The sequence below is a fragment of the Jeotgalicoccus nanhaiensis genome, assembly GCF_015235105.1.
Classification (GTDB): domain Bacteria; phylum Bacillota; class Bacilli; order Staphylococcales; family Salinicoccaceae; genus Jeotgalicoccus; species Jeotgalicoccus nanhaiensis.
This window is the reverse complement of the sequence record NZ_JADGLW010000001.1, coordinates 90,735-109,286: the sequence shown is the minus strand read 5'-3', so window position 1 is coordinate 109,286 and position 18,552 is coordinate 90,735. Positions and strand designations below refer to the sequence as shown.

The 18,552-nt window shown below is 44.4% G+C and carries 19 protein-coding genes and 1 pseudogene; 16 read left to right on the top strand and 4 right to left on the bottom strand.

Annotation, left to right across the window (positions count from 1 at the left end):
* Window positions 1-35 precede the first annotated feature (35 nt).
* Window positions 36-1,730 carry an Rqc2 family fibronectin-binding protein gene (locus tag IR135_RS00495; protein WP_135095720.1) on the bottom strand — a complete coding sequence of 565 codons (1,695 nt, stop codon included), beginning with the start codon at window positions 1,728-1,730 and terminating at the stop codon, window positions 36-38.
* A gap of 130 nt (window positions 1,731-1,860) precedes the next feature.
* Between IR135_RS00495 and gmk the strand changes: the two genes are divergently transcribed.
* From gmk to IR135_RS00450, 9 genes are all read left to right on the top strand, one after another.
* Entirely contained in the window at window positions 1,861-2,484 is a 624-nt protein-coding gene (gene gmk / locus IR135_RS00490; RefSeq protein ID WP_115885740.1) for a guanylate kinase, read from the top strand.
* On the top strand, window positions 2,484-2,678 hold the full coding sequence (gene rpoZ / locus IR135_RS00485) for a DNA-directed RNA polymerase subunit omega (RefSeq protein WP_135095718.1): 195 nt from the start codon (window positions 2,484-2,486) through the stop codon (window positions 2,676-2,678). Before gmk ends, rpoZ begins: the two co-directional genes overlap by 1 nt.
* Window positions 2,679-2,735: 57 nt before the next feature.
* Entirely contained in the window at window positions 2,736-3,923 is a 1,188-nt protein-coding gene (coaBC, locus tag IR135_RS00480) for a bifunctional phosphopantothenoylcysteine decarboxylase/phosphopantothenate--cysteine ligase CoaBC (protein ID WP_135095716.1), read from the top strand.
* A complete protein-coding gene (gene priA, locus IR135_RS00475) occupies window positions 3,923-6,304 on the top strand; it encodes a primosomal protein N' (protein ID WP_135095714.1) in 2,382 nt (793 codons plus the stop codon). The genes coaBC and priA overlap by 1 nt, the downstream gene beginning before the upstream one ends.
* Window positions 6,305-6,314: 10 nt before the next feature.
* A complete protein-coding gene (fmt, locus tag IR135_RS00470; protein WP_135095712.1) occupies window positions 6,315-7,253 on the top strand; it encodes a methionyl-tRNA formyltransferase in 939 nt (312 codons plus the stop codon).
* Window positions 7,250-8,554, top strand: coding sequence for a 16S rRNA (cytosine(967)-C(5))-methyltransferase RsmB (gene rsmB, locus IR135_RS00465; RefSeq protein ID WP_135095711.1), 1,305 nt, complete (start codon window positions 7,250-7,252; stop codon window positions 8,552-8,554). Before fmt ends, rsmB begins: the two co-directional genes overlap by 4 nt.
* A gap of 18 nt (window positions 8,555-8,572) precedes the next feature.
* Window positions 8,573-9,319 (top strand): Stp1/IreP family PP2C-type Ser/Thr phosphatase, encoded by a 747-nt coding sequence (locus IR135_RS00460; protein WP_135095709.1) that lies wholly within the window; start codon window positions 8,573-8,575, stop codon window positions 9,317-9,319.
* Window positions 9,316-11,289, top strand: coding sequence for a Stk1 family PASTA domain-containing Ser/Thr kinase (gene pknB / locus IR135_RS00455; RefSeq protein ID WP_318272187.1), 1,974 nt, complete (start codon window positions 9,316-9,318; stop codon window positions 11,287-11,289). The genes IR135_RS00460 and pknB overlap by 4 nt, the downstream gene beginning before the upstream one ends.
* A gap of 66 nt (window positions 11,290-11,355) precedes the next feature.
* Complete coding sequence (locus IR135_RS00450) at window positions 11,356-12,624, top strand: cytochrome P450 (RefSeq protein WP_194194239.1); 1,269 nt, start codon at window positions 11,356-11,358, stop codon at window positions 12,622-12,624.
* Window positions 12,625-12,679: 55 nt separating this feature from the next.
* Here IR135_RS00450 and IR135_RS00445 read toward each other — a convergent pair whose 3' ends face one another.
* The gene (locus IR135_RS00445; RefSeq protein WP_135095707.1) at window positions 12,680-12,982 is read right to left on the bottom strand and encodes a rhodanese-like domain-containing protein; all 303 of its coding nucleotides are present in this window, start codon (window positions 12,980-12,982) and stop codon (window positions 12,680-12,682) included.
* A 96-nt stretch (window positions 12,983-13,078) separates the two neighbouring features.
* On the opposite strand from IR135_RS00445, the gene rsgA reads away from it, so the two are divergent.
* The 4 genes from rsgA to IR135_RS00425 are packed head-to-tail and all read left to right on the top strand — an operon-like array spanning window position 13,079 to window position 15,917.
* The gene (gene rsgA, locus IR135_RS00440) at window positions 13,079-13,939 is read left to right on the top strand and encodes a ribosome small subunit-dependent GTPase A (protein WP_135095705.1); all 861 of its coding nucleotides are present in this window, start codon (window positions 13,079-13,081) and stop codon (window positions 13,937-13,939) included.
* Window positions 13,940-13,941: 2 nt separating this feature from the next.
* Window positions 13,942-14,586, top strand: a complete 645-nt coding sequence (rpe, locus tag IR135_RS00435) for a ribulose-phosphate 3-epimerase (protein ID WP_135095703.1) — start codon at window positions 13,942-13,944, stop codon at window positions 14,584-14,586.
* A gap of 4 nt (window positions 14,587-14,590) precedes the next feature.
* Entirely contained in the window at window positions 14,591-15,205 is a 615-nt protein-coding gene (locus IR135_RS00430; protein ID WP_135095701.1) for a thiamine diphosphokinase, read from the top strand.
* A gap of 10 nt (window positions 15,206-15,215) precedes the next feature.
* Window positions 15,216-15,917 carry a DUF554 domain-containing protein gene (locus IR135_RS00425; protein ID WP_135095699.1) on the top strand — a complete coding sequence of 234 codons (702 nt, stop codon included), beginning with the start codon at window positions 15,216-15,218 and terminating at the stop codon, window positions 15,915-15,917.
* Here the strand turns inward: IR135_RS00425 and IR135_RS11770 are convergent.
* Both IR135_RS11770 and rpmB read right to left on the bottom strand, forming a co-directional pair.
* A pseudogene (locus tag IR135_RS11770) lies at window positions 15,889-16,101 on the bottom strand (hypothetical protein); the annotation flags it as partial. The gene IR135_RS00425 and the pseudogene IR135_RS11770 overlap by 29 nt on opposite strands.
* Before the next feature lie 245 nt (window positions 16,102-16,346).
* Window positions 16,347-16,535, bottom strand: coding sequence for a 50S ribosomal protein L28 (gene rpmB, locus IR135_RS00420; RefSeq protein WP_115885752.1), 189 nt, complete (start codon window positions 16,533-16,535; stop codon window positions 16,347-16,349).
* Between the two features lie 313 nt (window positions 16,536-16,848).
* Here rpmB and IR135_RS00415 point away from each other — a divergent pair, with 313 nt between their 5' ends.
* The 3 genes from IR135_RS00415 (at window position 16,849) to IR135_RS00405 (ending at window position 18,535) form a co-directional block, all read left to right on the top strand.
* Window positions 16,849-17,115, top strand: coding sequence for a hypothetical protein (locus tag IR135_RS00415; protein WP_135095697.1), 267 nt, complete (start codon window positions 16,849-16,851; stop codon window positions 17,113-17,115).
* On the top strand, window positions 17,112-17,933 hold the full coding sequence (locus tag IR135_RS00410; protein ID WP_135095695.1) for a prohibitin family protein: 822 nt from the start codon (window positions 17,112-17,114) through the stop codon (window positions 17,931-17,933). The genes IR135_RS00415 and IR135_RS00410 overlap by 4 nt, the downstream gene beginning before the upstream one ends.
* Before the next feature lie 233 nt (window positions 17,934-18,166).
* Window positions 18,167-18,535, top strand: a complete 369-nt coding sequence (locus tag IR135_RS00405) for an Asp23/Gls24 family envelope stress response protein (RefSeq protein ID WP_115885755.1) — start codon at window positions 18,167-18,169, stop codon at window positions 18,533-18,535.
* Window positions 18,536-18,552: the final 17 nt, after the last annotated feature.

Sequence of the window (18,552 nt, the reverse complement as noted above, 5' to 3'; positions counted from 1 at the left end):
CGGCAAATCATTGCGATTTTCCGGGTTTCCACTTATTATTCTTTCTTCATTTGTTTAACTTTTTCAGGATCGGGGTCGACCAGTACAGTCGCCTGCTCGCTGTAGGTGACGAAACCGGGTTTTGTGCCCGGAATATTTTTAACGTGTTTGATTTCAGTATAGTCGACGGGGACCCCTGCTGACTGGCCGGCTTTCGAGTGGAAAGCCGCGAGCATGGCCGCTTCTAAAATATCGTCTTCGGATATATCGGAAGCATTGTGTGCAATGACCACGTGGGATCCCGGGATGTCTTTCGTGTGGAACCACAGATGGTTGTTCTGTGCTTTCCGGTTGGTTAAATAATCATTCTGCTTATTGTTCTTGCCGACAAAAACCGGCAGACCGTTCGATGTTTCAAACTCGTGCAGCTGAATTTTATTTACTTTCTTTTTCTTCTTGCCGTGTTTCCGCTCTTTAATAATTTTCTCTTCAATTAATTCCTGGCGCACTTCTTCGACTTCATCTTCTGTCGTAATATTTTCCATCTGATGCAGCAGGTTGCTGAAGTATTCCACGTCCATATGAGCAAGGCGCAGCTGTTCTTCCGCAACTTTTTCACGGTTTTTCAATTTGTTGTACATATTGTAATAGCGCTGGGCATTTTCAGCGGGTGAGAGCTGTTTATCGAGCGGAATTTCTATTTCCTCATTTGTATAGTAATCCATCACGACAGCCGACTCCTGGTAATTCTTTATGCTGTGCATATACGCAGTAATCAGTTCGCCGTATTTCTGATACTTATCTTTTTCGGCCGCTTCCTGTAAATCCGCTTCAAGATTGGCAATTTTCCGTACGGTCTTATCGTGTTCCCGTTCAATGACCTGCAGATAATCCGACGATTTCTGGCGGATGGCGCTGATCTGGTATCGGCGGTGATAATATTCATCGAGCAGTTCACTGAGAGTGCGGTAGACCTTATCCGGCTCACCCAGATGTTCGAGCGGTGTAAAGTAAAAGACCGGTTTCTTCAAATCGTAATATACCGGCTGAATATTACGAGCCTTCACCAGCGTCTCTTTAATTGCCGGGACGATATTATCGGGCTTGAAATATTTAACGCGGGATTCCACTTCATCGATAAAGACCGGGCTGAATCCTTCGATATTCGCTAAGATCTGCCGCTTCAGCTTGCCTGCATTAAAATCGATAAACTTCGGCAGGTCGTTCAGCTCTTCAGTTCTCGGATTTAATTTTCGGCCTGTCGGCGGCCCTTCATAGGTGAAGCCCGGCATAATCGTCCTTACGTTGTTATTCGGCGTCAGATGCTTAATGCCGTCGATAATTTTATAGTTTTCATCTGTTAAAATAATATTTGAATGCCGCCCCATGATTTCGAGTATCAGTATCCGTTCAATATCATCACCGATATCGTTAATGGCACGTATATGAATATGCACCTGGCGGTCGTTGCCAAGCTGCTTAATTTCCGTAATAAAACCGCCTTCGATATGTTTTCTTAAAATACGGGAAAACATCGGCGGATCAAAAGGGAATTCATATTTCTGCTCCGTCAGATGAAAGCGGGCGTACATCGGATGGCTGCTTATGAGCAGCTGATGATTTTTTCCCTCCGCGCGCATTTTAAACAGGAGAGATGAATTATCCATCTGCTGAATTTTATTTATTTTACCGCGCACTAAAAATTGCAGCTCTTCTGTGAGGGCGTGTGTAAAATTTCCGTCAAAAGCCATGGCGTATCCTCCTCAAAATGATTACATATTATTTTATCATGAATGCGGATTTAATGTCCGCTTTAATGATGAAATTTTGTGCAATCTATGGTACATTAAGAAGTAATCAAAATTAGAAAGGTTACATTCTATGGTATCTGATAAAGGATTGCTCATCGTTCTCTCTGGACCTTCGGGAGTCGGAAAAGGCACTGTTCGCAAAGCTGTTTTCGATCACCCAGAGACGAATTTTAAATATTCAATTTCTATGACAACAAGACAGAAACGAGAAGGCGAACGTGATGGCATAGATTACTTTTTCAAGTCGCACGAAGAATTTAAAACGCTGATTGAACAGGATAAATTCATCGAGTACGCTGAATACGTAGGAAATTACTATGGCACGCCGGTAGATTACGTTAAAGATACAATTGCAGATGGACACGATGTCTTTCTCGAAATTGAAGTCGAAGGTGCGAAACAGGTCAGGGAAAAATTCCCGGATGCTTTATTTATCTTTCTGGCTCCGCCGACACTGGCACAGCTGGAAGAGCGTCTAATCGGCCGCGGTACGGATTCACAAGAAGTGATTGATCACCGTATTAAAGAAGCGAGACGCGAACTCAGCCTGATGAACTTATACGACTATGTTGTAATCAATGATGATGTCGATACGGCGCGCCAGAAAATACAGTGCATCGTTGAAGCGAGTCATCTCGAGCGTTCCCGCGTAGAAAACAAGTTAAGAAAACTTTTACTGGAGGCAAATAATTAATGTTATACCCAGCTGGTCATGAACTTAAAAAACATGTCGATTCAAAGTATCTGGTAGTTACGATGGCGGCAAAACGTGCAAGACAATTACAGGAACATCCGGAAGATGCACTCCTTGATTCATACAGATCAAAAACAAATGTCGGTTATTCTCTTGAAGAGATCGCAGCCGGCAAAGTTACTGTACAAAAATAAAAGAGATATAATGATGCTGACAAGAAATTGTCAGCTTTTTTTAAAGAGGTGATTAATTTGGCAAATATTGTCCTCGGAGTTACAGGAGGCATTGCAAGTTATAAAGCAATTGATTTAACGAGCAAACTCATTCAGTCCGGCCATGAAGTCCGCGTTGTTTTGACAGATAACACGCTCGAGTTCGTGACGCCGCTCGCTTTTCAGGCCATCAGCAGAAATCACGTTTATACTAATACTTTTTTAGAAGAAAACCCAAGTCATATTGCACATATTAATATCGGGGAGTGGGCAGACCTTATCGCAGTAGTGCCGGTCACAGCCAACACCATCGGCAAATTTGCGAACGGCATCTACGATAATATGTTGTTAAATGTTCTCGCAGCCAATACGAAACCCGTCTTAATGGCGCCTGCCATGAACGTTCATATGCTGCACCAGCCGTCTGTCCAGGAAAACATCGACAGGATCCGAAGCCAGGGTGTGGAGTTTATCGACTCGGAAACAGGTTTTCTCGCCTGCGGCTACAATGCAAAAGGACGCCTTGCGTCAGTGCCGGATATTATGGAGAAAATTAATGACATGCTGAACGAAAGCCGCGAGCTGGAAGGTAAACGTGTGCTCGTTACAGCGGGGCCGACGAGGGAGCGTCTTGACCCGATCCGTTACCTGTCCAATTTTTCAAGCGGGAAAATGGGCTACAGTATAGCAGACAGCTTTAAACGCCGCGGCGCTGAAGTAATCCTCGTCAGCGGACCGACAAATCTGCCGGCCCCAGCGGGTGTGATACGCATCGATGTGGAATCGACGGCAGAAATGTTTGAAGCGGTTAAAACACATTTGACTGCAGATATCGGCATCTTTACTGCAGCGGTCTCGGACTTTACAGTTAAAGATAAAAGCAGCCAGAAAATTAAAAAACAAGCGGACAAAGCGCCGGTTATTGAATTGACGGAAACACAGGACATTTTAAAATATGCCGGTCATAACAGTGAAGATATGTATATTGTCGGCTTTGCAGCGGAGACGGAAAATGTCGAAGCTTATGCAGAATCGAAGCTCAAAACAAAAAATGCAGATGCGATTATTATGAATGATGTGTCGGATACGTCAATCGGCATGAACAGCGATGATAACGAAGTGACCATTATTTTTAAAGACGGCAGCAGAGTGCCGCTCGCTAAAATGGCCAAAACCGCACTTGCCGAAAAGATCACAGATGCCGTTCTTGACAAGGTGATGCACTGATGTTTGCAGCAGTAATCGTCGGAGTGAACTCGAAGGATGTCAACCGGCTCTTCGACTATAAAATACCGGACCGCCTCACGGATGTTATTAAGCCGGGACACCGTGTCTTCGTTCCGTTCGGCCCGAGACATGTGCAGGCTTACGTGATGAGCATTCACGAGGACAGCGATGTGCCGGCGGACAAAGTTAAAGAAATCGTTAAGGTCATGGACCTCGAGCCTGTTTTGACGGATGAACTGATCGAACTTTCAAAACAGCTGGCAAATTATTATATCGAACCGTATATTTCTGTTATCGAAACCATTCTGCCGGTCGCTTTGAAAACAAAATCAAAAAAAGTGCTGCTGCTTGATGATACAGCTTCAGGAGAGGCGAAATTTATTTATGACAGCTATTCGGTGAACGGCGAACTCGAAACGAAGAGTCTGCCGGCAAGGGATCTTGCAGAACTCATGCCTTATATTGAAACAGGCGAGATTTATGAAGATATTCAGATTAAACAGCATACAAAGAAAAAAGTTCAAAAAGGAGTGCGCTCCTTATTTTTAAATAAAGCACCGCTTGAACGCGCACCGAAACAGTTCGAAGCACTGCAGATCATTGAGGATTACAAGGAGCCGGTCCTGCTTAGAGAGCTGAAGGCGCAGGGCTACTCAGAAGCAGTCGTCCGCGAACTCGAGAAAAAAGGCTATGTTGAAAAACTCGATATGGTTGTTGAACGCGATCCGTATGAATCAGCGGTATTTGAAGCTGATTATGAAAAGAAATTGACCAGCGAACAGGCAGCTGCCTTTAACAGTATTAATGCGGCGCTTAACGATCAGAATAATGAGACCTTCCTTTTGCACGGCATTACAGGCAGCGGAAAAACAGAAGTGTATCTGCAGCTTATTCAGACGGCGCTTGATAACCACCGGGATGCTATTATGCTGGTGCCGGAAATCGCACTGACCCCGCAAATGGTCAACAGATTTAAAGCGCGTTTCGGCGATGATGTTGCCGTGCTTCACTCGGCTTTGTCGCACGGTGAAAAATACGATGAATGGCGTAAAATTCAAAGCGGCCGTGCCCGCGTCTCAGTCGGAGCACGTTCATCTGTATTTGCACCCTTTAAAAATATCGGCATCATTATTATCGATGAAGAACATGAAACGACGTACAAACAGTCGGAACGGCCGATGTACCATGCAGCGGAAGTGGCGAAACTGCGTGCGGCATTTCATAATTGCCCCGTCGTCCTCGGTTCTGCCACCCCTTCACTTGAATCCTACGCACGGAGTTCAAAGGGCGTCTATAAACGTTTTGAACTGACGCACCGGCCGGGTATGCAGCCTATGCCAAGAGCAGAGATTGTCGATATGAGCGACGAACACAAAGACGGCAACTCGGGAATTTTATCGAGGAAGCTTGAAGCGGCTATACAGGACAGGATAGAAAAAGGCGAGCAGACCGTGCTGCTGTTAAACCGGAGAGGGTTTGCGAACTTCCAGATCTGCCAGAATTGCGGCCATGTGCCGAATTGTCCGAACTGTGATATTTCACTCACATATCATAAAAACAACAGCAGTCTGCTCTGCCACTACTGCAGCTATGAAGAGCAGGTTACGCGTAAATGTGCAGACTGCGGTTCCAATGATGTCACCTTCAGAGGAACGGGTACTCAAAAAGTTGAAGAAATTTTACGAGACACCTTTAATGTTGATATTATCAGGATGGATGTTGACACGACTCAGCGTAAAGGCGCTCATGAGCAGCTGCTTAACCGCTTTGAAGCGGACAAAGTGCCGATACTTCTCGGCACGCAGATGATTGCCAAAGGACTCGACTATCCGAACGTGACCCTGGTCGGCGTGCTGAATGCAGACACCATGTTAAACCTCCCTGACTTCCGGGCGAATGAACGGACCTTTCAGCTTCTGACTCAGGTGGCAGGACGCACCGGCCGGCACGAGCTGCCGGGCGAAGTGATATTCCAGACTTATAACCCGGAGCACTACGCGATTACGCTTGCGATGGATAATGACTACCGCGGCTTTTATGAAAAAGAAATGCAATTTCGTAAATTTGCACGTTATTCGCCTTACTATTTCCACATTCTGTTTACTATTTCAGCGGAACGTATTCAGGATTGTCTTCAGGCGACGACGGATATTCACAAAACACTGGTTGAAAATGTCAGTGAAAGCTGTATTATTATCGGCCCGTCACCGAGTCCGATTGAAAGAATTAAAAACAAAAACAGATTCCAGATTCTGTTGAAATATAAACGCGAACCGGAACTTAAAGCAGTTCTCGATGCGCTCGATGAAAAATATACACAAATTTATAAAAAGACAGGATTGTCTTTAAAAATTGATGTCGATCCACAATATATTATGTAGGAGATTTAATATGACTAAAATTATCTTTATGGGTACGCCGGATTTTTCTGTACCGATACTAAAAGAACTTCATAAAGAATACGGCGTCGACCTGGTAATTTCTCAGCCGGCGAGACCCGTCGGACGAAAAAAAGTAATGACGGATCCGCCGGTCGCACTTGCGGCAAAATTGCTCGGCATCGAACTGTATCAGCCTGAAACGATGAAGAGCGAAGAAGCGTTCAGCATTGTTTCAGACCTTCAGCCCGACCTGATTATTACAGCAGCTTTCGGCCAGCTGCTCCCTGAAAATATTTTAAATATACCGGTGCTCGGTGCGCTGAACGTCCACGCCTCACTGCTGCCGAAACACCGCGGCGGCGCACCGATTCACCGTGCGGTCATTAACGGGGACGATGAAACAGGTGTGACGCTTATGTATATGGCGAAAAAACTCGATGCGGGGGATATTATTGCCTCGAGGAGCATTAAAATCGAAGACTCCGACAACACGGGAACTATGTTCGACAAACTGAGCAGAGTCGGCGCTTCGCTCCTCATGGATACATTGCCTGCAATTCTCGATGAAACGAACGAGCGCACACCTCAAAATGACCTTGATGCGACCTTCAGCCCGAATATTTTAAAAAGCGATGAAGTTATCAGTTTTAATAAACCAGCACGCGAAGTCTTTAATCATATCCGCGGTCTCGCACCGTGGCCGGTAGGACATACAATGCTCGGTGACCAACGCCTCAAATTATTTTCAGCGGAGCTGACGAATCAGCGGACGGATAAAGAACCGGGCACGATTACCGATAAAAGCGACTCAGGTTTTCTGGTTGCAGCCGCCGATGAACTCGTGAATATTACGGAAGTTCAGCTCGCCGGCAAGAAGAAAAATAAGGCGCTTGATTTTATTAACAATAACAGTGATTTAATCGGCAGGAAACTGGGTGAAGATATATGACAGTGAGAGCACTGGCACTTGAATTATATGAAGAAGTCATCGACAACAAAGCATACAGCAATATCGTGCTGAACGATGCCTTAAGATTTGAAGAACTGAAGCCCGAAGATAAGGGGCTGCTGACAGAAATTCTCTACGGCACACTGCAGCACAAATTGACTTTGGAGTACTACATCAGACCATTTATTAAAACGAAACTGCGCCGCTGGCAGCGGTATCTGCTGCTCTTGTCTGTTTATCAGCTGGAATATCTCGACCGCGTGCCGGACTTTGCGGTCATTAATGAAGCGGTGGAAATTGCCAAAGAACGCGGCGGACTGCAGGCAGGAAAACAGATTAACGGAATCCTCCGCGGCTATTTGCGCGGCGAAAAACCTGTTATCGATGATATTCAAAATGATGCAGCGCGCCTGTCTTTAAAATACAGCATGCCGAAATGGCTGGTTAAACACTGGTTTAAACATTACAGCCTCGAAGAAACAGAGCGTATGCTTTCATCGCTTAATGAAAAGCCCCAGATGTATCTCAGAGTCAATAAAAAACTCGTCGGCAGAGATAACTTAATAGAAATGCTGAAGACAGAAGGATACGATGTCAGAGAATCAGGCCTGCATCCGGATGCGATTGAGTTTAACGGGCAGAATATTACACACAGCCGCAGTTATAAGGACGGTTTTTTTGCGATTCAGGACGTTTCATCGATGTTTGTCAATCTGGCACTGGAACCGGATGACGATGACAATATTCTCGATGCCTGCAGCGCGCCGGGCGGCAAGGGGCTGCATGCGCTTGAATCAATGGAAGACGGTTTTGTCTCGCTCGGTGATGTACACGAACATAAAATTACACTGATTGATAATGAAGCATCACGCTTAAAGCATGCGAATTACGATGCCTTTGTTGCAGATGCAGCGCGCCATGATTACGGACAGCAGTTTGACCGGATTATCGTCGATGCCCCGTGTTCGGGCCTCGGGGTAGTGAAAAGAAAACCTGAAATTAAATACGAACGAAATGAAGAAAGCATTAACGAATTAGTTGAATTACAGCTTGAAATTTTAGATAATGTTAAAAAATATTTAAAACCGGGCGGCGTCTTAATTTACTCGACCTGCACGATTCATCAGCTGGAAAATGAAAATGTTGCATATACATTTAAAAAGCGTCATGAAGATATTGAATTCGATGATTTTAATATTCCGGCCTTTAACTTTACGGGACCATACAGACAGATCCTTCCGTATGAACATCAAACCGACGGCTTTTTCATTGCAAGATTTAAAAAATCTGACAGCAAGTGACGGATAGGAGGCTTAATCTTGAAAGTAACAGAGAAAAGTATTTGCGGTAATTACAGAGATATCAATGAAGACTTAACAGGGCATTTTTATAACCGCACCCGCCAGCCGCTGCTCCTTATTGCTGACGGCATGGGCGGTCACCAGTACGGTGAAGTGGCAAGCAAGTTCGTTTACGATAAAATAAAGACCGCCTGGGAAAATAATAACCTGTTTAATATAGATGAAGCAGAACGCTTTCTGCGCGATCTTGTCATGAGAACGAATCATGAATTATACGATTATCAGGAAGAAAATTCCGAATACAGAGGCATGGGTACAACGCTCGTGCTCGTAGCAGTTATCGAGTCCTCGATTCTCGTATTAAATGTCGGTGATTCCCGTGCTTATGTAATGAATAACCGTAAAATTGAACAGGTCACCGAAGATCATACTTTTGTAAACGTGCTTGTGTCGAGCGGGGAAATTACCGAAGAAGAAGCGCTGACACACCCGCGCCGGAATTTAATAACGAAAGCGATGGGTACTGAAAAAATTATTCAGGCTGATGTGTTTCGTCTCCGCGGCAGGCAGTATGATTATGTCGTGCTGGCTACGGATGGTCTGACGGATACTGTACGACCGGACGAAATTCATCATATGATGTACAGCAGGAAAATGACACTTCAGCAAAAAGCGGAGCAGCTGACAAAAACTGCAGAACATAATAAGTCACGGGATAATATCAGTGTTGTTTTAGCCGACCTGAAAGCAGGTGGGGAAGAGTGATCGGTAAAGTAGTATCCGAACGTTACAAGATTGCGAAATACTTAGGCGGCGGCATGAGTTCCGTCTATCTGGCGACAGATATTATTTTAAACCGTGAAGTAGTCGTGAAGATGATTAAGGCAGATCCGCTGGATAAGGAAAAATCGGTGCGCCGCTTCCAGCGGGAAGTTGAAAGTACAATCCAGTTGTCTCATCCGAACATTGTCAGCGTCCTCGATGTGGATGAAACAGATGAGTATCACATACTCGTCACTGAAGTTGTTCACGGACCCAACTTAAAAGAATATATTTTAAAAAACAGCCCGCTTGAAATAGACGAGGTTATCAGCATTGCCATGATGACGCTCCGCGGCATCGAACATGCTCATGACCGGGGAATTATTCACCGGGATATCAAACCTCAGAATATTTTGCTGGATAAAGACGGCAGAGTAAAAATTACCGATTTCGGTATTGCTAAAGCACTGAGCGAAACGCGCATGACTGAAACGAATCAGGTCATCGGTTCTGTCCAGTATATTTCTCCCGAACAGGCAAAGGGACAAAATACAGACGAACGCACCGATATATATTCATTTGGTATTATGCTGTTTGAACTCTTGACCGGGCGTCTGCCTTACGAAGCTGAAACTGCCGTATCAGTAGCTTTAAAACATATCTCGGAGCCTTTTCCGGATATTTCCGACTACCGGGATATTCCGGTCGGCTTAAAAAATATCATTATGAAGTGTACCGAAAAAGAACCGGTTAACAGATACAGGCATGCAGATGATGTACTGTCGGCACTCGTCTACTATCAAGATATTACGGATCCTTACACTCCGGTTAAGAAGGAAGAACAGGAAAAAACGATGATTACAGCGGCGCCCGTGGAGAAAACACCGGTGGCCGAAGAAAAAAACCAGGCGGCTCCGCTCCCTGTGCATGAGTCTAAAGGAGGGCAGGAAGCTGACAAAGAGCCGCCGAAAAAGCGCCGTAAATGGCCGTGGGTTCTGTTTATCCTGTTATTTCTGCTCGCTGCAGCTGCAGCAGTCATCTACTTGCTGTGGCCGAGACAGTCGCCGACAGTCAGCCTCGAAAACCTGCAGAATATGACAGTTGCAGAGGCAGAGGAGTACCTGATGTCAGAAGATCTTGAGGCAGGCAATATTTCAGAAACGTACGATGATAATTTTGAAGAAGGCATGATCATTGAAACGACGCCGGTATCCGGAACGGAAGTCGAACGCGGCGGGACGGTTGATATGCTTGTCTCGCTCGGAGAAGAGCCGTATACGATGGAAAACTATGTCGGCGAAATGTATGAAGACGCGGCAGAAGAACTTGAAGCGGCGGGCTTTACTAACGTCGGTGCGGAGAACGAGTACAGCGATGAACCGCCGGGTACAATTCTCGACCAGTCGGTGCCTGAAGGCGAAGAACTTTATCCTGACGGCACACCGGTCAGATTTACAGTATCGGACGGGATCGAACCGGTGCCGATTACGAACTACGTGGGGACTTCCCTTGAAGCTGCAAGAGAAGAGCTGGAAAGCCGGGGCTTTATCGTTAACGTGACGACAGAAGTGTACAGCAGCGAAGTGCCGGAAGGGGCGATAGTCTCGCAGGATCCGAGTTACGGGGATTTCCTTCCGGGCTCTCAGATTAACGTTATTGTCTCGCTCGGAGAAGAGCCTCCCGATGAAACGACTTATCAGATTTCGCTGAACATCCCTTATCCTGAATCGGAAGAAGAAAGCAGTGACAGCGACAAAGACGAAGATAAAGAAGATTCTGAAATGGAGCCCGTCGAGGTGAAAATCTTTATCGGTGATAAAGACAGCGATATTAAGGAAGTCTCGGAAACTCTTGAAATTACCGAGGATACGAACCATACGATTTCACTGATTCTGACCGAAGGAGAATCCGGACAGTACCGTGTTGAGGTTGACGGAGAAGAAGTTATAAGTGAAACTGTGGATAAACAGTAAATATTGGCATTGGCTTTATTGTTTATATATAATGGTGAAGTACATTCGAATTGGAGGAATAAAATTATGGCATCACTTAAGAGGGATAAAGGCCTGGATAATACTTTGAAAGTAATGAAACAGGGATATCTTTACACAACAAATCAGCGAAATCGCTTAAATACTACAGTATTTGAAACGAAAGCATTAGGCGGAAAACCGTTCGTTGCCGTTACAGGTAAAGAAGGCGCGGAAATGTTCTACAACAACGATATCGTGCAGCGTGAAGGTATGCTGCCAAAACGTATCGTTAATACGCTTTTCGGTAAAGGTGCAATCCATACGATTGATGGTAAAAAACATATCGACAGAAAAGCATTATTTATGAGTTTAATGACTGAAGGCAACTTGAACTACGTGCGTGAATTAACACGTACTTTATGGCGTGCAAACACTCAGCGTATGGAAAGTATGGACGAGGTAAATATTTACCGCGAATCTATCGTTCTTCTGACTAAAGTTGGCACACGCTGGGCCGGAGTGCAGGCACCGCCGGAAGAAATCGAAAGAATCGCAACAGATATGGATATCATGATCGATTCATTCAAAGGTCTCGGAGGCGTATTTAAAGGATATAAAGAATCTAAAAACGCTCGACGACGCGTAGAAGACTGGCTTGAAGAGCAGATTATCGAAACGCGTAAAGGCAACATTCATCCGCCGGAAGGCACGGCGCTTTACGAATTCGCACACTGGGAGGATTACCTCGGCAACCCGATGGACTCACGAAATTGTGCAATCGACTTAATGAATACATTCCGTCCATTAATCGCAATCAACAGATTTGTATCTTTCGGTCTGCTTGCTATGCATGAAAATCCGATTACGCGAGAAAAAATTAAGAGCGAACCGGATTATGCATACAAGTTTTCTCAGGAAGTCCGCCGCTACTACCCGTTTGTACCATTCCTGCCTGGTCAAGCTAAAGTAGATATCGACTTCCAGGGAGTCACAATTCCTGCAGGACACCGTCTTGCATTGGACGTCTACGGTACCATGCATGATGAAACATTATGGGATGACCCGAATGAATTCCGTCCGGAAAGATTTGAAGACTGGGACGGCTCGCCGTTCGACCTTATTCCTCAGGGCGGCGGAGACTACTGGACTAACCACCGTTGTGCCGGTGAGTGGATCACGGTAATCATTATGGAAGAAACGATGAAATACTTCGCTGAAAAAGTGACTTACGATGTACCTGAACAGGATCTGACAGTCGACCTTAACAGTATCCCGGGATACGTTAAGAGCGGATTTATCATTAAGAACGTTCACGAAGTAGTAGACAGAAAATAAAAAAGTATATAAAGAACGCGCAGCTCAAAACTATGAGCTGCGCGTTTATTGTTAATTAGTGCATATAGTTTCGCGGTCCTGTATACTCGCTCATGCCACCTTCGACGTTGTGCGCGTCGTAGCCTCGGGATGTCATATAATCCTGTACGCGTTTTGAGCGTCCGCCTGATTTACAGACAATGTAGTAGCTTTTATCTTTATCGAGCGAAGTTTCATCGACATCAAATGTGCTCATCGGATAGTGCACTGCACCAGGTAAAAATCCTGATAATTCAAGTTCATCAGTTTCCCTGACATCGATAATGACGCTGTTGTCATCTCGCTGAACGGTATCGATTTGTGAAATATTTATATCCATTTTTGTATCCTCCCAGTTCTATTATACAAATTCAATATTATCACAGTTAATTTGTTGTTATAATAAAATAGTATTTAAATAATTCTGAGGTGTTATATGCAGACAGGAAAAATTATTAAAGCGCTGAGCGGCTTTTATTATGTAGAATCGAATAAGAAGGTGTACGAAACACGTGCACGCGGCCGTTTCAGAAAAACAGCGGAAAGCCCGCTTGTCGGAGACTATGTTGAATTCCAGATAGAAAATGTTGACGAAGGCTATATTACAGCGATTCTGCCTCGTAAAAATTCGCTTAACAGACCGCCGGTCGCAAATATTGACCAGCTGCTTTTAACGGCGAGCTTAAAATCTCCGGATTTCAGTTTTTACCTGCTCGATCGTTTTATTGCCTACAGCGAAGCGAATGATATAAATCCGGTGCTGATCGTGACGAAAAATGATCTGAACGACAATGATACGCTTATCGAAGAAATAAAAAGAGTGTATACACCGATGTACGAAGTATATTTTACCGATAAAGACCATATTAACGAAGATTTAAAGGATGTTTTTGATGGGAAGCTGAGCGTACTCGCAGGCCAGTCGGGCGCAGGAAAATCGACGCTGTTAAATACGCTGCTGCCGCATCTGGATTTAAAAACAGACGAAATCTCAAATGCATTAAACCGCGGTAAACATACGACGCGCCACGTTGAACTGATCAGTATCGACGGCGGTTTTATAGCGGATACTCCCGGCTTTGCAACGATAGACTTTTTAAATATCGATAAATACAATATCAAATTCTGTTTTATCGATTTTAATCAGTACAACTGCAAATTCAGAGAGTGCCTGCATATTAACGAGCCGAAATGCGGCGTTAAAGCGGCTGTTGAATCGGGCGAGCTCGCGCAGTCGCGATACGACAGCTATGTAAAAATTTATAATGAAATTGATCACAGAAAAGAGAGGTATTAGACATGGTTAAAGTATTACCGTCATTACTCGCAGGCGATTTTTTAAAACTCGGTGCGGATATTAAAGAAATGGAAGCGGCAGGGGCAGATATTTTTCATCTTGATATAATGGACGGCCAGTTTGTACCGAACATTTCCTATGGTATTCCTGTATGTGAAGCGATTGCGAAAGAAGCATCGATTCCTCTTGATGTTCATTTAATGACATACGATCCGACACAGTTTGTCGATGACTTTAAAAATATGGGTGTCGACATGCTGTCATTTCATATTGAAGCGACACCGCATGCCCACCGTGCGGTCCAGCTGATTCAAAGTAAAGGCATGAAAGCAGGCATCGCACTCAATCCTCAAACTTCTGTCGAAGCGGTGCGCCATCTGCTTTCGGACGTTGATTTTGTTTTAATTATGACGGTGAATCCGGGCTTCGGCGGCCAGGGCTTTATCGATTCGTGTGTTGAAAAACTGGATGAGCTCGTATCCATCCGTGAAACTTTAACTAATAAATTTGATATAGAAGTCGACGGCGGCATTAACGGCGAAACTGCCGAAATTGTTAAGGCGCACGGTGCGAATTTACTCGTCAGCGGTTCTTATTTATTTAAAGCAGACGATAAAGCTGCCGCAATTAGTGCCTTAAAGGAATGATGCTATGAAACACATTAACGTGCTGCTCCGCAATATTCCGTTTACCGCTGAACACGATGCGCCTTGGGCGGGTGTCGATGCCGGTGTGAAAGGGCTCTTTGAAGCGGGAATTAAAATAGATCGGGCATACGGCGACTTCGACAGTGTCACAGCCGAAGATTTAAGCTTATTTAAAGAGAGTCTTGAACTCGATATTGTGCCGAGTGCTAAAAATTTTACGGACAGTGAGCTTGCGCTCTTGTCGCTGGCGGAACTCGGCTATACAGCGATAGATGTATACGGCGCGCTCGGCGGCAGAAAAGACCACGAGCTCATGAACATTCAGCTGCTTGCGCACGAGGATCTCCGGAAACTCGATATTCGGCTTCTTAATGAAACGAACGATATCCGGCTGCTGCCTCAGGGCGTTCATACAATTGAGGCTGATAATGATAAAAGATACGTTTCTCTTATTCCGCTGTACGATAAGACGCTGCTTACTCTCGAAGGTTTCAAATATGATATTCAGGATACATACGTAAGTATCGGCAGAACTTTAACTGTCAGCAATGAATTTAAAGAAAATACTGTAACCGTTAAGACGGATAAAGATATATTAATGATTAAATCAGCAGACTAGAGGTGATTGAATGATATTTGCAGGGGCACTCGCCAACTCGCTGGCGATTATTATCGGCGGCGCGCTCGGAATGATATTTACTTTTATTCCCGAACATATCAAAGATGCAATTATGAAAATACAGGGATTATTTATTATTACGATGGGAATACAGATGGTCGTCGGGGCCACTGATATTTTGACGACGCTTATATCACTCATCATCGGGGTGGTTATCGGGGAAGTAGTCAAACTCGAAGAACTGCTCAACCGTTTCGGCCACTTAATGGAAGTCCGGCTCGGGGATAAGCACGGCGGTAACATTTCTCAAGGTTTGATTTCAGGAATGCTGATCTTTATCGTCGGAGCGATGGGGATTGTCGGCGGTCTCGATGCCGGCCTCCAGGGCAGCAACGACGTACTGTACACGAAAGCGACAATGGATTTCTTTATCGCGCTCGTGATGACAACGGCTTACGGACGAGGTGTTATCCTGTCCAGTATTCCGACCTTCTTTTACATCGCTGCGATAATTATCAGCGCCCGGCAAATCGCGAACTTTATACCGGCAGACGTACTCGGCACGATGGTCGACCAGGTCAGTGCGACCGGCGGAGTCATCCTCCTTGCTATCGGACTGAACATGCTTAACGTCACGCACATGCGTGTCGGCAACATGATACCCGCGATATTCATCGGTATGTTTATCGTCTGGCTGCTGTCCTTCTTTTAAAATAAACCCCTCCTGAAATTTTAATTTCAGGAGGGGTTTGCTGTGTGTAGAGGAGAGAGGTGAGGGATATCAACCCTGTTGAGCTGGGATACATATGAGCGGCTGTCATATCAACCCTGTGGCACTGGGATACATATGAGACCCGCTCATGCCAATCCCAGTGTCCGCGGATCCATATGAAACCCTGTCATGACAACCCCAGTGTCCGCGGATACATATGACACCCTGTCATACCAACCCCAGCGTCCGCGGATACACATGAAACCCGCTCATGCCAATCCCAGCGTCTGCGGATACACATGAAACCCGCTCATACCAATCCCAGCATCCGCGGATACATATGAGCTGCCATCATACCAACCCTTCCGCAAAACCATAAAAAAACTGATACCACTTAAATAAAGTGATACCAGTTTTTAAATTGAAGTATTAGACACGTTCAACTTTACCTGATTTTAGCGCGCGAGCAGAAACCCAAACTTTTTTAGGTCTGCCGTCAACCATGATTCTAACTTTTTGCAAGTTAGCACCGAAAGTTCTTTTGCTTGAGTTAAGCGCGTGAGAACGGTTGTTACCAGATCTTGATCTGCGTCCTGTTACATAACATTCTTTCACCATTTATCCCACTCCTTTAATTTAATTTACATAATCATGTTCATCTCTTCTTTATGCATACTCCAATATGATACATTAATTCGCGTTTATTGTCTATATATTTCGCACAAAATCGATTGTTTTTGAATGTTTAAAAATGAATTTTGCAAGAGCAGCAAAATCCTTTCACCGCTTTATATATCAAGAAATTTTTCAATAATAATTTCAAAAAACCATTTACGCACAGGTTGTACGTGGTACGATAACAACGCGGGAAATTAAGATGCAGAAGATAAATTCATTTTTCAAGTGAAAATGCCGGGAGGAGGAACGGTACATGTTTAAATTACTGCTGTTTGCAGGAATAATGCTCGCTATTTTAATTATTGCGCTGGCTTATATATTCCGGCATGAGCTCAGAACGCTCGGACATAAGTACGATGAATATGATGAGATAAAAAAGCTGAAGCATGAAATTAAACGCAAAAATATTACATATGATGCGCATCTGAAAAAGTACGGCCATACAGTGGAAGCAAAAATGATTGAAGAAGAAATTAAAGAACTTGAACATCTTATTACGGAAATGGAGCACAGAAAATGAAAAAAATGTATGCAGCGATAGGAGTAGGGGCAATAGTCCTTGCCGGTCTGATTGTCGGACTGATTTTAATGGTTTCGAAAGTTGAAAATGGGCACGTCGGGGTTATATACAGCATTAACGGCGGAGTGCAGGATGAAGTACTTGGTCAGGGATGGCATCTCGTTTATCCGACAGAACGCGTGATTGAATATCCGGTTCGTACTCAGAATAAAAACTACGAATCGCTTGCAGTCGCAACGATTGACGGCAAGACAATCAATATGCCGGTGGCACTGAATTACCACGTCGACAGCGAAAAAGCATCGGCAGTGTATAAGAAATTCGGCAATATTACAATTGAAGATCTGGAAGAAGGCTATATTAAAACGCGGATCAACGATGCTCTCCGCCAGACGGTGTCTGAATATACGGTAATCGAAGCGTTCGGTGAGCGTATCGGAGATATTAAACTCGAGACGATTGAAATTGCTAAAGAAGATCTTGAAAAAGACGGAATTATTATTGAGGATATTATGCTCAGCGCACCCCAGCCTGATGCTGAAACTCAAAAAGCGATAGATGACCGCGTTAAAGCAACCCAGGAACTTGAGCGTAAGAAGACGGATAAACTGATTGCGACAGAAGAAGCTGAACGGAAGCGCATTGAAGCTGAAGGGGAAGCGGAGGCTAACAGAATCGTTCAGGAATCGCTGAGCGAAGAAGTACTGATGCAGCAGATGATTGAAAAATGGAGCGGTGCCCAGCCGATTTCTATCGGCGGCGAGGGTGTCATGATTGATCTGCCTCAGGCGCAGCCTGAAGAAGCAGAAGAAGAATAGCAGTAAAGACGATAAAATTTTACCCGTAACGAGGTTTTCAACGAAGCTTCGGTACGGGTAATTTTTTGCAGTGTTCACATATATGTGTTTATAGAAAATGCGGTATGATATAATATTATCGATAACAAACATTCGGAAAAGTAAATATTGAGACCTGGAAAACACTATAATAACACTTGTATTTCCCGAGGGAATTTGCTTATAATTAAATGATGTATTGGGAGGCGAAATAAATGGCTCTGGAAATTGAAAATGACTTAGGTAAAATTGAAATTTCTACAGACGTAATAGCAAATATTGCCGGCAGTACCGTTGTCGAATCATATGGCGTAGTCGGTATGGCTTCTAAAAATCAGGTCCGTGACGGATTTGCGGAACTGCTCGGTAAAGAAAATTATTCACGCGGTGTAATTGTCGAACATAACGAAGACAGATTGGCGATTGAACTGTATATTATTGTCGGCTACGGCGTGAAAATTTCAGAAGTGGCAGCTAACGTACAGACAACTGTAAAATATAAACTTGAAAAAACATTAGGATTAAGTATTGAAGCTGTAAATATACACGTACAAGGTGTACGCATTATCGGCGGAGACGAATAGTCGGGGAGGATTTACAA

Bases quoted from the DNA above. Each gene is read 5' to 3' on its own strand.
- rpmB (WP_115885752.1), bottom strand. From the start codon at position 16,535: ATGGTGAAAGAATGTTATGTAACAGGACGCAGATCAAGATCTGGTAAC.
- rpoZ (WP_135095718.1), top strand. From the start codon at position 2,484: ATGTTATACCCAGCTGGTCATGAACTTAAAAAACATGTCGATTCAAAG.
- fmt (WP_135095712.1), top strand. From the start codon at position 6,315: ATGACTAAAATTATCTTTATGGGTACGCCGGATTTTTCTGTACCGATA.
- priA (WP_135095714.1), top strand. From the start codon at position 3,923: ATGTTTGCAGCAGTAATCGTCGGAGTGAACTCGAAGGATGTCAACCGG.
- IR135_RS00445 (WP_135095707.1), bottom strand. From the start codon at position 12,982: ATGGATATAAATATTTCACAAATCGATACCGTTCAGCGAGATGACAAC.
- IR135_RS00405 (WP_115885755.1), top strand. From the start codon at position 18,167: ATGGCTCTGGAAATTGAAAATGACTTAGGTAAAATTGAAATTTCTACA.
- IR135_RS00450 (WP_194194239.1), top strand. From the start codon at position 11,356: ATGGCATCACTTAAGAGGGATAAAGGCCTGGATAATACTTTGAAAGTA.
- rsgA (WP_135095705.1), top strand. From the start codon at position 13,079: ATGCAGACAGGAAAAATTATTAAAGCGCTGAGCGGCTTTTATTATGTA.
- IR135_RS00425 (WP_135095699.1), top strand. From the start codon at position 15,216: ATGATATTTGCAGGGGCACTCGCCAACTCGCTGGCGATTATTATCGGC.
- IR135_RS00410 (WP_135095695.1), top strand. From the start codon at position 17,112: ATGAAAAAAATGTATGCAGCGATAGGAGTAGGGGCAATAGTCCTTGCC.
- IR135_RS00415 (WP_135095697.1), top strand. From the start codon at position 16,849: ATGTTTAAATTACTGCTGTTTGCAGGAATAATGCTCGCTATTTTAATT.
- gmk (WP_115885740.1), top strand. From the start codon at position 1,861: ATGGTATCTGATAAAGGATTGCTCATCGTTCTCTCTGGACCTTCGGGA.
- rpe (WP_135095703.1), top strand. From the start codon at position 13,942: ATGGTTAAAGTATTACCGTCATTACTCGCAGGCGATTTTTTAAAACTC.
- rsmB (WP_135095711.1), top strand. From the start codon at position 7,250: ATGACAGTGAGAGCACTGGCACTTGAATTATATGAAGAAGTCATCGAC.
- IR135_RS00430 (WP_135095701.1), top strand. From the start codon at position 14,591: ATGAAACACATTAACGTGCTGCTCCGCAATATTCCGTTTACCGCTGAA.
- IR135_RS00495 (WP_135095720.1), bottom strand. From the start codon at position 1,730: ATGGCTTTTGACGGAAATTTTACACACGCCCTCACAGAAGAGCTGCAA.